The organism is Aeromonas sp. s3 (genome assembly GCF_040907805.1).
Classification (GTDB): domain Bacteria; phylum Pseudomonadota; class Gammaproteobacteria; order Enterobacterales; family Aeromonadaceae; genus Aeromonas; species Aeromonas dhakensis.
This window is the reverse complement of sequence record NZ_JBFOCQ010000034.1, coordinates 90,595-104,267: the sequence shown is the minus strand read 5'-3', so window position 1 is coordinate 104,267 and position 13,673 is coordinate 90,595. Positions and strand designations below refer to the sequence as shown.

At 62.5% G+C, this 13,673-nt stretch carries 12 protein-coding genes and 4 tRNA genes; 1 reads left to right on the top strand and 15 read right to left on the bottom strand.

From position 1 onward, the window contains the following. Positions 1-139: 139 nt before the first annotated feature. The 7 genes from AB5Y98_RS21245 to nhaC form a co-directional block, all read right to left on the bottom strand. On the bottom strand, positions 140-1,570 hold the full coding sequence (locus AB5Y98_RS21245) for a gamma-aminobutyraldehyde dehydrogenase (RefSeq protein WP_274181691.1): 1,431 nt from the start codon (positions 1,568-1,570) through the stop codon (positions 140-142). Positions 1,571-1,599: 29 nt separating this feature from the next. Further along, entirely contained in the window at positions 1,600-2,415 is an 816-nt protein-coding gene (locus AB5Y98_RS21240) for an ABC transporter permease (protein WP_201972125.1), read from the bottom strand. A 7-nt stretch (positions 2,416-2,422) separates the two neighbouring features. Next, a complete protein-coding gene (locus AB5Y98_RS21235) occupies positions 2,423-3,391 on the bottom strand; it encodes an ABC transporter permease (protein ID WP_319873690.1) in 969 nt (322 codons plus the stop codon). Then, complete coding sequence (locus AB5Y98_RS21230; protein WP_109421787.1) at positions 3,388-4,401, bottom strand: ABC transporter ATP-binding protein; 1,014 nt, start codon at positions 4,399-4,401, stop codon at positions 3,388-3,390. Before AB5Y98_RS21230 ends, AB5Y98_RS21235 begins: the two co-directional genes overlap by 4 nt. Positions 4,402-4,474: 73 nt before the next feature. After that, entirely contained in the window at positions 4,475-5,620 is a 1,146-nt protein-coding gene (locus AB5Y98_RS21225) for an ABC transporter substrate-binding protein (RefSeq protein ID WP_017782480.1), read from the bottom strand. 188 nt (positions 5,621-5,808) lie between these two features. Beyond that, entirely contained in the window at positions 5,809-6,732 is a 924-nt protein-coding gene (locus AB5Y98_RS21220; protein WP_201892624.1) for a LysR family transcriptional regulator, read from the bottom strand. Positions 6,733-6,837: 105 nt separating this feature from the next. Further along, positions 6,838-8,247 carry a Na+/H+ antiporter NhaC gene (gene nhaC / locus AB5Y98_RS21215; protein WP_005305478.1) on the bottom strand — a complete coding sequence of 470 codons (1,410 nt, stop codon included), beginning with the start codon at positions 8,245-8,247 and terminating at the stop codon, positions 6,838-6,840. Between the two features lie 299 nt (positions 8,248-8,546). On the opposite strand from nhaC, the gene AB5Y98_RS21210 reads away from it, so the two are divergent. Next, positions 8,547-8,756, top strand: coding sequence for a hypothetical protein (locus tag AB5Y98_RS21210; RefSeq protein ID WP_005305477.1), 210 nt, complete (start codon positions 8,547-8,549; stop codon positions 8,754-8,756). Here AB5Y98_RS21210 and AB5Y98_RS21205 read toward each other — a convergent pair. From AB5Y98_RS21205 to rsmC, 8 genes are all read right to left on the bottom strand, one after another. Next, a complete protein-coding gene (locus tag AB5Y98_RS21205) occupies positions 8,751-9,023 on the bottom strand; it encodes a late competence development ComFB family protein (RefSeq protein ID WP_005305474.1) in 273 nt (90 codons plus the stop codon). The genes AB5Y98_RS21210 and AB5Y98_RS21205 overlap by 6 nt on opposite strands. Positions 9,024-9,132: 109 nt before the next feature. Then, positions 9,133-9,218: transfer RNA gene (locus AB5Y98_RS21200), tRNA-Leu, on the bottom strand. A gap of 71 nt (positions 9,219-9,289) precedes the next feature. Continuing rightward, positions 9,290-9,375 (bottom strand) — tRNA-Leu (locus tag AB5Y98_RS21195). Between the two features lie 48 nt (positions 9,376-9,423). Beyond that, a tRNA-Leu gene (locus AB5Y98_RS21190) sits at positions 9,424-9,509 on the bottom strand. Positions 9,510-9,564: 55 nt separating this feature from the next. Further along, positions 9,565-9,650: transfer RNA gene (locus tag AB5Y98_RS21185), tRNA-Leu, on the bottom strand. Between the two features lie 116 nt (positions 9,651-9,766). Then, positions 9,767-11,227 (bottom strand): glycogen synthase GlgA, encoded by a 1,461-nt coding sequence (glgA, locus tag AB5Y98_RS21180; protein WP_054543546.1) that lies wholly within the window; start codon positions 11,225-11,227, stop codon positions 9,767-9,769. Continuing rightward, positions 11,217-12,434, bottom strand: coding sequence for a glucose-1-phosphate adenylyltransferase (glgC, locus tag AB5Y98_RS21175; protein ID WP_005305468.1), 1,218 nt, complete (start codon positions 12,432-12,434; stop codon positions 11,217-11,219). Before glgC ends, glgA begins: the two co-directional genes overlap by 11 nt. Before the next feature lie 149 nt (positions 12,435-12,583). Beyond that, positions 12,584-13,612, bottom strand: a complete 1,029-nt coding sequence (gene rsmC, locus AB5Y98_RS21170) for a 16S rRNA (guanine(1207)-N(2))-methyltransferase RsmC (RefSeq protein ID WP_279485232.1) — start codon at positions 13,610-13,612, stop codon at positions 12,584-12,586. Positions 13,613-13,673: the final 61 nt, after the last annotated feature.

Here is a 13,673-nt window from a genome sequence, read left to right as displayed (position 1 = left end):
CCGTGCCCCCATTACCTTATGCGGCGCAGCCGCATCTTCCTTACCCGGTGTATTTCTAAGACGAATGAGCCCTCCCGGCCAGGGAGGGCTCGTGCTTGCCACAGGCCAGGCGCTTGGTCGAGCGCCTCCTGATACGCCTCTACAACTTCACCATGATATGCCGCGGCACCGTGTAGTCCTCCAGCGCGTAGAGGGAGAGATCCTTGCCGTAGCCGGACATCTTCATGCCGCCGTGGGGCATCTCGGAGGTGAGCATGAAGTGGGTGTTGATCCAGGTGCAGCCGTACTGCAGGTGGCTGGCCACCTTGCTGGCAAGGCTCAGATCCTTGGTCCAGACCGAGCTGGCGAGGCCGTAGTCCGAGTCGTTGGCCCACTGCACCACCTGCTCGGCGTCGCTGAAGCGGGTCACCGACACCACGGGGCCGAACACCTCCCGGCGCACAATTTCATCCTCCTGACGGGCATGGGCGATCAGGGTCGGCTCGAAGAAGAAGCCGTTGCCTGGACGGATCTTGCCACCCGCCGTCACCTCCACGTGACCGCTGCTCTGGGCCCGCTCCACGAAGCTGGCCACCCGGTTGCGTTGCCGATCCGAGATGAGCGGCCCCATCTCCACCCCCTCCTCGCGTGGACCGCCCACCTTGATGGAGGCGACCGCATCCGTCATGGCGGCGACGAACTTGTCGTAGATCTTGCCCTGGGCATAGATGCGGCAGGCGGCGGTGCAATCCTGGCCGGCATTGTAGAAGCCGAAGGTGCGGATGCCCGCCACCACGGCCTCGAGATCCGCATCGTCGAAGATGATGACCGGCGCCTTGCCCCCCAGCTCCAGGTGGGTGCGCTTCATGGTGCGGGCGGCGCTCTGCAGGATCTTCTGGCCGGTGGCGATGTCACCGGTGAGCGACACCATGCGTACCAGCGGGTGTTCTACCAGCGGCGCCCCCACGCTCTCGCCCCGGCCGCAGACGATGTTGATGACGCCGCGCGGGAAGAGCTCGCTGGCGAGCTCCGCCAGGCGCAGGGCGGTGAGCGGGGTCTGCTCGGAGGGCTTGAGCACCACCGTATTGCCGGCGGCGAGCACCGGGGCCATCTTCCAGGCCGCCATCATCAGGGGGTAGTTCCAGGGGGCGATACTGCCCACCACGCCGATGGGGTCGCGGCGGATCATGCTGGTGTGCCCCTCGATATACTCCCCGGCGAGCGGCCCCTGCAGGCAGCGGGCGGCACCGGCGAAGAAGCGGAAGCAGTCCACCACCGCCGGCAGCTCGTCGTTCAGCACCGCCAGATAGGGCTTGCCGCAGTTGAGGGATTCCAGCGCCGCAAACTCCTCGGCATGGCGCTCGATGGCATCGGCCAGGCGCAGCAGCAGGGTACTGCGCTGGGCTGGCGTGGTGCGGCTCCACTGGGCGAAGGCGCGTTGGGCGCCGTTCACCGCCCGGTTCACCTGCTCGAACGAGGCTTCGGGCACCGAGGCGAGAAGCTCCCCGGTAGCGGGGTTGAGGATGGGCTCGGCCTGGCCGTCACCGGTGACGAACTGACCGTCGATCAAGAGTTGGGTAGAGAGTTTCATGGTTGCATCCTTGCGCACGCGTTGAGTCGTTATTTGCCACTGCCGGCGACGTCCTGGCTGTCGCGGGTGAGGTAGTAGGCAAGCAGAATGGGAATGGTGGTGAAGGCCACTATGATGAGCGCCACCACGTTGGTGACCGGCCTGTCCCGTGGCCGGATCAGCTCCTGATACATCCAGATCGGCAGCGTGGTCTGCTGGCCGGCGGTGAAAGTGGTGACAATCACCTCGTCAAAGCTCAGCGCAAACGCCAGCATGCCCCCCGCCAGCAGGGCGGTGGCGAGGTTGGGCAGGATCACGTAGCGCAGAGTCTGGAAGCCGTCGGCACCGAGATCCATCGACGCCTCGATAAGGCTCTGGTTGGTGCGGCGAAAGCGCGCCAGGGCGTTGTTGTAGACCACCACCACGCAGAAGGTGGCGTGGCCGATGACGATGGTCCAGAAGCTGAAGGGTATCTCCATCACTCCATAGGCGGAGCGCAGCGCGATACCGGTGACGATGCCGGGCAGGGCGATGGGCAGCACCAGCAAGAGTGACACCACCTCCTGGCCGAAGAAACGGCTGCGGGCGATGGCCCCCGCCGCCAGGGTGCCGAGCACCATGGCCACCAGGGTAGCGAGCCCGGCCACCTCCAGCGACAGCTGGATGGCGCGCCACACGTCGGGGCGGTTGAGGGTCACCTCGAACCACTTGAGGGTGAGCCCGGGGGGCGGGAACTGGTAGCTCTTGCTCTCGCTGGTGAAGGCGTAGAGGAAGATGAACAGGATCGGAAAGTGCAGGAACAGCAAGCCGCCGATGGCCGCGTACTTGAGCAGGCCGGAGGGCTGGCTGCCATGGTCCCGTTTCATGGGTTGATTAGAGCGCATCGAAGGCCCCCAAGCGTTTCGCGATGGTCAGGTAGATGGCGATGATAAGGATCGGCACCAGCGAGAAGGCGGCGGCGAAGGGCAGGTTGCCCGCCGTGCCCTGCTGCATGTAGACCACCTGACCTATGTACATGGTGGAGTTGCCTATGATGCCGGGGATGATGTAGTCCCCCAGCGTCAGGGAGAAGGTGAAGATGGATCCCGCCACCACACCGGGCAGGGCCAGCGGCAGGATCAGGGTGCGAAAGGTCTGGGCCGGGGTGGCGCCGAGATCGCCGCTCGCCTCAAGCAAAGAGCGCGGGATCCGCTCCACCGCCGCCTGGATGGGCAGGATCATGAAGGGCAGCCAGACGTAGACGAACACGATGAAGGTGCCGATGCGCGAGAAGGAGAGCGACGGCCCGCCGATCACCGGCAGCGAGAGAATGGCGTCGAGCAGCCAATCCAGCCCCAGGGTGTCGGCCAGCCAGCTGATGACCCCCTCCTTGGCCAGGATCAGCTTCCAGGCGTAGACCCGCACCAGATAGCTGGACCAGAGCGGCAACATGATGCCGACGTAGAACAGGGCCCGGGCCTTGCCGCTGGTGTAGCGCGCCATGTAGTAGGCCACCGGAAAGCCGAGCAGGGCGCAGGCTAGGGTCACCAGCAGCGACATGCCGACGGTGCGTAGGATCACGTCCAGGTTTTCTGCTCGCAGCAGGGCGACGAAGTTCTGCAGCCCCAGTTCGTGGCGGATCTGGCCGCTGAACTCGTCCAGCCCGAAGAAGGCGTTGGAGAGCAGCATCAGCAGGGAGCCGACATAAATGATGCCGAGCCAGAGCAGGGGCGGCCCGAGCAGGATGGCCAGCAACAGACCTGGCCGCCCGTAGAGCAGGGTGGAGAGGCGCCGCAGCGGCCTGACGCGAACGGAGTCGGTAGCTTGGCTCATGGCAAGGCTCGCACTGTGGGGGGCGCTCATGGTTGAGCTCCCTGGTGGGCGGTGTGCAGACGATGGATCGCCTGTTCCGGCCAGCTGAGGCTGACCCGGGTGCCACGGGGCAGGCGGGCCTGGCCCTCATTGGGATGGTTGACGATAAGCTCGAGTTGTTCGCCGAGATCGACCCGGTAGCGCACGAAGGGGCCGAGGTACTCCACTTCGCGCACCTCCCCTGACCAGCCGGGCGTACCGGCCTCGGCGAGGCGGATCCGCTCCGGGCGCACCATTATCTGGCGCTCATCGCCGCACAGGCGGCGGGCCTGCTCTCCCTCGAACAGGTTGACGGTGCCGACGAAGCGGGCGACGAAGGGGGTGGCGGGGGCGTCGTAGATGGTGTCCGGCGCGGCGATCTGCTCGATCTTGCCCTGATTGAAGATGCAGATGCGGTCGCTCATGGAGAGCGCCTCCTGCTGATCGTGAGTGACGAAGATGAAGGTGATGCCGAGTTGGCGCTGCAAGGCTTTGAGCTCGAGCTGCATCTGCTCGCGCAGCTTGAGGTCGAGCGCCCCGAGCGGCTCGTCCAGCAAGAGGATGCGCGGCTGGTTGATCAGCGCCCGGGCGATGGCGATGCGCTGGCGCTGGCCGCCGGAGAGCTGGCCGGGCTTGCGGTTGCCGACGCCGGGCAGGCGCACCAGCTCCAGCATCTCGTCCACCTTGCGGTAGCGCTCCGCCTTGGCCACGCCCTTGAGCATCAGGCCGTAGCCGATGTTGTCGCGCACATCCATGTTGGGGAACAGGGCATAGTCCTGAAACACGGTATTGAGGTTGCGATCGTAGGGGGGCACGGTGGAGCAGGGCTTGCCGAACAGCCGAATCTCCCCCTCGCTCGGGTATTCGAAGCCCGCGATCATCCGCAGGCAGGTGGTCTTGCCGGAACCGCTCGGCCCCAGCAGGGTGAAAAACTCGCCGGCCGGGATCTGGAAGGAGATGTCGTCGACCGCCTTCACCTCGCCATAGTGGCGGCTGACCCGGTCAAATTGTACGGCGTTCATGGGGCGTCCTTGTCTGTGTGGGAAGCGGGCCGGACTCCTGTCCGGCCACATATCGGCATTTACTCGGGCAACTTCAGCGACCACCCAGAATGGCGATATAGTCCGAAACCCAGCGGTAATACGGCACGCAGGTTCCCTGGCTCTTGCACTGGGAGACGGGAGTACGCCAGAAGCGCACCCGATCGAAGTTGTCGATGCCGTTGGTCTTGCACCCCTCTTTCCCGAGCAGGGCATTGCCCTCGCAGGCGGCTGGCACCACGGGCACGGAGCCGAACCAGGAGGCGAGATCCCCCTGCAGCTTGTTGTTGAGGGAGTGCTCCAGCCACTTATAGGCACAGGTGAGGTTCTTGGCCTCGCTGTGCACCATGCTGGTGTCGGCCCAGCCGGTGACCCCTTCCTTGGGCACTGTGGTGGCGATGGGCTGCTTGTCGGCGATCAGGGTATTGGCCTGGAACGGCCAGGAGCCGGAGGCCACCACCCCCTCGTTCTTGAAGTCGTCGATCTGGACGAAGGCGTCGTGCCAGTAGCGCCCGACCAGCTGACGCTGCTGGCGCAACAGGTCGAGGGCAGCCTTGTACTGATCTTCGTTGAGCTCGTAAGGATCCTTGATGCCGAGCGCCGGCTGGTGGCTCATCAGATAGAGGGCGGCATCGGCGATGTGGATCGGGCCGTCGAACGCCTGCACCCGACCCTTGTTGGACTTGCCGTCCGGCAGGGTCTGCTCCTCGAACACCACGCTCCAGGAGTCAGGCGCCTTGGGGAACACCTTGGTGTTGTACATCAAGATGTTACCGCCCCACTGGTAGGGCACGCCGTAGTGCTTGCCATCCACCGTGTGCCAGGGGGCATTCTGCAGGCGGGGGTCTATCTTGCCGTAGCTCGGGATGAGCGCCAGGTTGAGCGCCTGCACCTTGCCACCGGCGATGAGGCGCAGGCTGGCGTCGCCGGAGGCGGTCACCAGATCGAAGCCCCCCTCGTTCATCAGGGCCACCATCTCGTCCGAAGTGGCGGCCGTCTTGACGTTGACCTTGCAGCCGGTCTCTTGCTCGAAGCCGGTGACCCAGTCGTAGTTCTTGTCGGTCTCGCCGCGCTCCACGTAGCCGGCCCAGGCCACTATGTTGAGCTGGCCTTCACCCTTGCCGAGGGTGGTGGGGGCTGCCTGGGTCTGGCCTGCCAGCAGGGCGGGGATCAGGGCCAGGGTGAGGGGGGTCAGTTTCATCTTGCTCTCCTTGCTGGGGCGGGCACTGTGGTGATGCCACGCTGACAATTAACATCCTGTTAACCAGTCATGAGCGTAGGAGAAGCGCTGAGCAATGAGAATTTCAATTTTTAACGCCAGAGGTATCTGCTAAATCGATATCGAGTGCAGATGAATCTGAATTTTAGTGATAGCTCGGCAAGAGAGGGTTAGCGAGGCAGTGTCTGCCGGGCTCGCAGCCGGCTCTGATCCCGCACTATGTCGATGAACTCGCGGGCGGTCCACTCCAGCCGGGAGCCGCGCCGCCACACCAGGCCTATGTCGATGGCGGGGATCGGCTCCTTGATGGCGCGGGCCTCGACCCGCTCCTGCTCCAGCGACCAGGGGCGGTAGGCAAAGTCCGGCAGCAGGGCGAGCCCGAGCTGGCTGGCCACCAGGCTGCGCACCGCTTCCACCGAGGCGGTCCGTAGCACGATGCGCGGCGCTATGCCGTAACGGCGCAAGCCGCCGCCGATGATCTGGTCCAGCTGGTCGGCGGTCAGCGAGATCATGGGCTCTTCGCCGAGCGCTTTGAGGGAGAGGGTCGACTCGGTGCAGAGGGGGTGGTTGGCGGCGAGCCAGACCCGCAGCGGCGAGCGGGTCAGCAGCTCGGTATCGAACGCCTCCTGGCGGATGGTGCGGTTGGTCATCAGGATCCCCACGTCCACCTCGCCGTTGACGATCTGGTGCTCGAGATAGGGCTGCTCGTCCTCCTTCACCTCTATTTGTACCGCCGGGAAGGCGCGGCGAAAGCGGCCGAGCGCCTCCGACAGGTAGTAGCCGGCCACCAGGGTCGTTACGCCGATAGTGAGCCGCCCCTGATCCTGCTGGGCCACCGCCTTGAGGGAGTGGCTCGCCTCGGTCATGGCGCCGAGGATGCGACGGGCGTGCAGCAGAAACTGGTGGCCCTGAGTGGTGAGGCTGACCCCGCGCGGGTTGCGATCGAACAGGGGGGCGCCGAGCTCGCTCTCCAGCTCGCGGATGGCGCTGGTGACTGCCGACTGGGAGATGTGCAGCTCGGCAGCGGCGCGGCTGACCGAGAAGCTGTCGGCCACCGCCACGAAATAGCGGATCTGGCGAAAGGTGAAGTTCATCTGGGCGTCCTGCCGCGTGCGATCAAGGTGAGTGCCAGCTTAACCTCGAATCGCGCCCAGACAAAAGGCGCCGTGTTGGCGCCTTTGTCATGGTTTTTCCGGCGGTTAGCGGGAGCTGGCCGCTTCGATCACCGGGATCCGGTTCACCGCCTTGCCCAGATAGGCGAGGGTGATGGTCACAATGATGCAGGTGAAGCTGAGCCACATGTAGGGCAGGTAGTCGAGGGTGGCCACCCCGAGGACCCCGGCCATGAAGATGCCGTTGTCGCTCCAGGGCACCATGCCGCAGGTGAGGGTGCCGCCAAACTCGGCGTTGCGGGAGAGGTTCTTGCGCGCCAGCCCCAGCCGGTCGTAGTTCTTGGCCATGATCTTGGGGGTCAGGATCAGCGACACATACATGGCCGAGCCGAACACGTTGGCCAGGAAGGCGGTGCCTATGGTGTGGGTAGTCAGGCTGCCGGCACCCTTGATACGCTTCTCGAAGGCGCTGGCAATCACTTCCAGGATGCCGACCTTCTCCAGCAGGCCGCCAAAGCCCAGACCGAAGATGATAACCGCCACCGAGCCCAGCATGGACTCCATGCCGCCACGGCCCAGGATGTTGTCGATGAAGTCGACGCCGGAGGTGATGGCAAACGGGCTGTAGGCGGAGTGCATGGCCTTCACCGGATCCATGTCCTGGAACAGGATGGCCCAGACAAGGCCCAGCAGGGCGCCGAAGCTGATCACGGGGAAGGCGGGCTTGCGGTTGGCCAACAGGCCCAGCACCAGCACCACGGGGACTATGGCCAGCGGGGTGATGTTGAACTGCTTGTCGAGCGCCTCCATCACCAGGTTGACCTGCTCCAGGCTGACGTTGCCGGAGTACTGCATGCCGACCACGGTGAACAGTGCGGCGGTGATGACGTAGGAGAACAGGCTGATGGGCAGCATCCCCTTGATGTGCTCCATCACGTCGACGTTGGACATGGTCGAGGCCAGCACCACGGAGTCGGAGAGCGGAGAGAGCTTGTCACCGAAGTAGACACCGGAGAGCACGGCACCGGCTACCAGCGGCGCGGGCACGCCGAGGCTGTGGCCTATGCCCATCATGGCGATGCCGGCGGTGGCGGCCGAGCCCCAGGAGGTACCGGTGGCCAGCGAGGTGAGGGAGCAGATGATCAGGGTCGCCAGCAGGAAGATGGACGGGTGAATCACCTTGAGGCCGAAGTAGATGATGCTGGGGACTATGCCGCCGGCAATCCAGGTACCGACCAGGGCGCCGACGGAGACCAGGATCAGGATGGCCCCCATCCCCTTGGCGACGCCGTCGACGGCCGCCTGCTCGAGGGATTTGTAATCATGGCCGAGCTTGATGCCGAGCCCCATGATGACGAACCAGGCGATGAACAGTGCCAACTGGATTGGCAGGTCGAGCACGCTGGTGAAGGAGAAGGCCAGGGCCAGGAAAATGGCCAGACAGGCAAACACCTGCGACATGCCCGGCAATCGGATGTGGTTGTGTTGGTTTTGCATAGATACTTCCTAAACTCTTGCTCGCCAAGGTCGGTCCCTCTCGTCCTGTGGATACACGTATCCCGAGGGGCCCACCCAAAAAGAGGCCGCAATCTACCACAAACCAGGGGGGACAAATCCCAACTGATTTGGCAAAAATGCAATTTTGATTGAAAAACTTACAATTTAGTTGATCTCATAACCCGTTTTTGAGTGCTCTGTCTGCCCCGATGGGACATTCGACTCCGATAGGAAAGTCCGATTGCATACTCCTAAAATACAAATGATAATTGTTATCAGTTGTTGGAGGAGAGTGTGTCATGAGATGGATAGTGAGGGCCATGCTGCTGATCGGGCTGCTGGCCATCCTGATCTGGGGTCAGGAGAAGGAGTACGGGGTATGGAGTCTGGGCTTCTTGCTGGCCGCCTGGGTCATGTTCGAACCCAGGCTGAGGCCAGCGCTGATCCTGCTGCCGGTGGCCGGCATGACCGGAGTGGCGGCCCTTGTCTGGCAGCAGCCTTGGTTATGACGAGGTGGCCGGTGCGCTCTGCACCTTTTCCAGCGCCTGTTTGAGGGAGGTGATGACGTTCTTCTCCATCTCGTTGCGCTTGGCATCGGTCAGGAAGTAGATCATGTCGACGTCGTGGCGAATATAGTGGGAGGGGAGCTGGTTCAGGGTCAGGCAGCAGAGATCGGCCATCTGGTTGGCGCTCAGCGTCTGGCTGAGCCCCTGCTTCTCAATCTCCTTGAGCACCAGATGCTCGTAGAAGTTGTGAATGTCGGTATCCAGTATCATATGCATTCCTTGGCATGACGATGGGCGGTGAGTCGTCAAAAGCATAGTCATAACAAGGGGTAAAAACAAAAGGCCCGTCACTTTCGTGATGGGCCTTTTGCAGAATGAATGGTGCGAAGAGAGGGACTCGAACCCTCACATCCGTGGGACACTAACACCTGAAGCTAGCGCGTCTACCAATTCCGCCACCTTCGCACACTGATTTTCTCCAGCTGGTTTTTAAATGCGGTTGGAGCGCATTTTCTGCGTTTTACATGCCAGAAGCATGGTGCGAAGAGAGGGACTCGAACCCTCACACCCGGGGGGCACTAACACCTGAAGCTAGCGCGTCTACCAATTCCGCCACCTTCGCACATCATCGGGTTATCAGTCTGGATTTACATGCTGTCTGATAAAAGCATGGTGCGAAGAGAGGGACTCGAACCCTCACACCCGGGGGGCACTAACACCTGAAGCTAGCGCGTCTACCAATTCCGCCACCTTCGCACATCGGGTTATCAGTCTGAATTTACATGCCGTCTGATAAGAGCATGTTGCAGTATGGTGCGAAGAGAGGGACTCGAACCCTCACATCCGTGGGACACTAACACCTGAAGCTAGCGCGTCTACCAATTCCGCCACCTTCGCATCACTGCGGTGGGGGATTCTATAGAGTTTTGGGGGGGCGTCAACAGCCAGAAGGTACTTTTTTCGCTGTTGACGCCCAAAGCAGCATCAAGGGGACAAAACTTCAGCAATTAGCGTCACTGGCGAGCCAGGGCGTCCCGATACATCTGCTCGTACTGGATGACCGAATCGGGCCAGTTGAAGCGGGTGTTCATGGCATTGCGCTGAACCCGGGCAAACTGCTCGGGGTCCTGCAGGTAATAGAGCAGGCTGCGGCGCATGGCATCGAGCAGTATGTTGGCGGTCGGATCGTTGAAGCAGAAGCCGGTCGCATGTGCCGGATCGGCATCCCAGTCCACCACCGTATCCTTCAGGCCGCCGACCGCCCGTACCAGCGGCAGGGTGCCATAGGCCAGGCTGTACATCTGGTTGAGGCCGCACGGCTCGAACAGGGAGGGCATCAGGAAGAAGTCGGCACCGGCCTCCACCAGGTGGGCGAGCCGGTCGTCATAGGTATTGATGAAGGCGAGCCGGTCCGGGAATTGCTGGGCCAGGGTGTGCAGCTGGGTGGCGAGGGAGGGATCACCCGAGCCGACGATCACCACCTGCACCTTGTGATGAAGAAACTTGTCCAGCACCGGCAGCAGCAGATGCACGCCTTTTTGTTCGGTCAGCCGGCACACCATGCCGTAGATGGGCAGGTCCACCACCGGCAGGCCCAGCTCCTGCTGCAGGCTCTGCTTGCAGACGCCCTTGCCGGCCAGGTTGTCGACGTCATAGGTGGCCGGCAGGAAGTCGTCGAAGGCTGGATCCCAGTCCTGATAGTCGCAGCCGTTGAGGATGCCACGCAGATCCGCCGCCCGCTGCTGGAAGACGCTGGCCATGCCGTGGGCCCCCAGGTGGGTCAGCAATTCGCTGGCATAGTTGGGGCTGACCGCGTTGATCTTGTCGGCATAGAGCACCCCGCACTTGAGCAGGTTGACGTGGCCGTAGTCATAGCTGATGCGCTGTTCGTAGTCGGCAATCTCGGGCACGGCCCAGAACTGCTGGCGCTCGAACACCCCCTGGAACGCCGCGTTGTGAATGCTGATCACGCTGCGAGTGTGCTGGAAAAAGGGGTTGTGGGAGTGTCGGGTTTTCAGCAGCAGCGGCAGCAGGCCGGTGTGCCAGTCGTTGCAGTGCACTATGTCGGGGGCAAAGGCGAGCTGCTCGCAGGCGTGCAGCGCGGCGGCGGCCAGGAAGGCGAAACGCTCGCCGTTGTCCGGATAGGCCTGGTTGTTTTCGGCATAGAGCTGGGGGCGATCGAAGTACTGCGGGCAGTCGAGCAGGTAGACACAGACCCCTTCGAGATCCATCTGATAGATGCGATAGCCGATATCCGGCAGGCCTGGGTGGGTTGGCAACCAGCGCGAGACCAGCAGTTTGGCCTCATCCCGTCGCTTTATCGTCTTGTAGAAGGGGAGCATGATCCTGACATCATGTCCCTTCTGGGCCAGGTACAGCGGCAGGGCTCTGGCCACGTCCGCCAGGCCCCCGGTCTTCACAAGCCCCTCAACTTCCGAGGCAACGAACAGGATTTTCAGTGGGTTAATAGCCAACTCTTGCTCCCTTAGGTACCACGACGATACCGCCTTCGGACACGGTAAATCGCTCTCTGTCATGGTCCAGATTTTCACCGATCACGGTGCCGGGCGCAATTTCAACGTTCTTGTCGATGATGGCGCGGCGGATGGAGCAGCCCTCGCCAATCTTCACGTCACCGAGCAGAACCGACTCGCTGATGTGGCTGCAAGGGCCTATGTTGCAGCGAAAACCCAGGATGGAGCGCTGGATCTGGCTGCCCTGGATGAAGCAGCCGCCGGAGATCAAGGAGTTGGCGATCTTCACCTTGCAGTCGTCGGTGTCGACGAAGGTGGCGGGCGGCAGCGGCGGATAGTGGGTATGCAGCGGCCACTTGCGGTTGTAGAGGGAGAAGGGGGCATCGTCGGCCACTAGGTCCATGTGCGCCTGCCAGTAGGAGTCCAGCGTCCCCACGTCGCGCCAGTAGACGTTGGGCTTCTCGCCCGGGATCACGTTGGTGCTGTAGTCGTAGACATAGACGGGGGCGCGCGGGAACAGGCTGGGGATGATGTCCTTGCCGAAGTCGTGGCTGGAGTTCTCCTCAGCGGCGTCGCGCTTGAGTTCGCGATAGAGCGACTCGGTCTCGAAGATGTAGTTGCCCATGGAGACCAGCGCCTGGGTAGGATCACCGGGGATGTGCTTGGGCCGCTTGGGTTTTTCCTCGAAGCCGATCATCCGGCCCTCCTGATCCACCTCGATCACCCCGAAGGCGCTCGCCTCCTCGATGGGCATGCGCAGGGCGGCGACGGTCAGGGCGGCAGCCTTCTGCTTGTGGAAGCTCACCATCTGGCTCACGTCCATCTTGTAGATGTGGTCGGAGCCGAAGATGCAGACGTGCTCGGGGTCGGAGATCTCGATGAAGCGCAGGTTCTGATAGATGGCGTCGGCCGTGCCGTCATACCAGCGTTTGCCCATCCGCATCTGGGCCGGAATGGGGTCGATAAAGCGATCCGTGATGCCGACGATATTCCAGCCCTTCTTCATGTGCAGATAGAGGGACTGGGACTTGAACTGGGTAAGCACGTAGATGCGCAGGAAGTCGGCGTTGACGAAGTTGTTGAGCACGAAGTCGATCAGTCGGTAGCTGCCACCAAAGGGAACAGAGGGCTTGCTGCGGGTGGTGGTGAGTGGCTGGAGGCGAGTACCTTCGCCGCCCGCCAGGATCATGGTGAGTATGCCTGCCATCGTATTTCTCTCCCTGAATTCATACTATGAAAAGGTTTTCAGCTTGCTGCAAAAAAACACCCCTAAAGGGGTGGTTTGAGGTGTGTCAATTACCTTATCAGATCCCGTATGGGGCTCTCTACCTGTTTCCGGTGACTGCTTACACTTATTTACACTTTGCTCAGATAGACCTTGAATTTGGCATCGCTGCTGATCACTTCCGTCCGTTTGAAGTGCGTCTCCAGTATAGGCTGATATCGCAGAAAGGCGTTGGCAACTATGGTGAGGGTGCCTTGCGGCGACAGATGCTCCGGTGCCTTGGCCAGGAAGGTCTCGGTGGCCGCGTAAAAGGTCTTGAGACCGGCGTGGAACGGCGGGTTGGAGACGATGCGGTCAAATTTTTCCTGGATGTTGGAATAGACGTCGGATGCCCGCACCGCGCCCTGCAGGCCGTTGATGGCCAGGGTACGGCGGCTGGATTCCAGCGCCAGCGCATTGATGTCCACCATGGTGACCCTGAGTTCAGGATTGCGCTTGGCCAGCACAGAGCCGATCACCCCGGCGCCGCAACCGAAATCGAGTAGCGTTCCCTGCATGGCCGGCAGGCTGGCCAGCAGCATCTGGCTGCCCAGATCCAGCTCGGATGCACTGAACACGCCGGGCAGGGCCAGCACGGTCAGCTCGGTATCGCCAGCCTGGCACAGGTAGCGGCCAAACCAGGAGTCCAGCTCGAACGGGGCCACCGGTTTGCTCAGTTCGCCGTGATAGAGGGAGCAGCGACGGGCCGAGTCACGTTTGACCGGCTTCTCGCCATAGGGAGCCAGCAGCTTGTCGGCCCCGTTGATGCCGCCGCGGTTCTCGCCGGCGAGGAACAGCTCGGCACCGGCTTCCAGCAGCGGGGTCATCATGGCCAGCAGGTATTGAGCCTCGGCCTTGGCCTTGGGCATCAGCAGCAGCAGGGCATCGAAGCGGGGAGCGCCACCCAGCTGGTGATCGAACAGGATGGCGTCGCCCAGCGCGGCCTGCTGGCTGCGGTAATAGCAGTAATCCGTGGTAAACACGGTGAGGGAGTGGGTCAGGGTTGCCAGCTGGCGCGGATAGTCATCCTCCAGGGCGCCGCACACCAGCAGCCGCTTGCCGACAAAGAGGGCTTGGTTTCGTTCCAGCATCTGGCTGACGGCACTGATCGGGCTGCTCATCGGGTCTCTCCACGCAATTTTGGGCGGCCATTATACATAGCCGCTTTCGCCTTGACATTTA

What these genes read in the sequence shown, in the direction of transcription:
- AB5Y98_RS21230 (WP_109421787.1), bottom strand. Translation starts at nt 4,401, where the DNA reads ATGAACGCCGTACAATTTGACCGGGTCAGCCGCCACTATGGCGAGGTG.
- AB5Y98_RS21240 (WP_201972125.1), bottom strand. Translation starts at nt 2,415, where the DNA reads ATGAAACGGGACCATGGCAGCCAGCCCTCCGGCCTGCTCAAGTACGCG.
- AB5Y98_RS21205 (WP_005305474.1), bottom strand. Translation starts at nt 9,023, where the DNA reads ATGATACTGGATACCGACATTCACAACTTCTACGAGCATCTGGTGCTC.
- AB5Y98_RS21220 (WP_201892624.1), bottom strand. Translation starts at nt 6,732, where the DNA reads ATGAACTTCACCTTTCGCCAGATCCGCTATTTCGTGGCGGTGGCCGAC.
- AB5Y98_RS21235 (WP_319873690.1), bottom strand. Translation starts at nt 3,391, where the DNA reads ATGAGCGCCCCCCACAGTGCGAGCCTTGCCATGAGCCAAGCTACCGAC.
- nhaC (WP_005305478.1), bottom strand. Translation starts at nt 8,247, where the DNA reads ATGCAAAACCAACACAACCACATCCGATTGCCGGGCATGTCGCAGGTG.
- AB5Y98_RS21245 (WP_274181691.1), bottom strand. Translation starts at nt 1,570, where the DNA reads ATGAAACTCTCTACCCAACTCTTGATCGACGGTCAGTTCGTCACCGGT.
- rsmC (WP_279485232.1), bottom strand. Translation starts at nt 13,612, where the DNA reads ATGAGCAGCCCGATCAGTGCCGTCAGCCAGATGCTGGAACGAAACCAA.
- AB5Y98_RS21210 (WP_005305477.1), top strand. Translation starts at nt 8,547, where the DNA reads ATGAGATGGATAGTGAGGGCCATGCTGCTGATCGGGCTGCTGGCCATC.
- AB5Y98_RS21225 (WP_017782480.1), bottom strand. Translation starts at nt 5,620, where the DNA reads ATGAAACTGACCCCCCTCACCCTGGCCCTGATCCCCGCCCTGCTGGCA.
- glgC (WP_005305468.1), bottom strand. Translation starts at nt 12,434, where the DNA reads ATGGCAGGCATACTCACCATGATCCTGGCGGGCGGCGAAGGTACTCGC.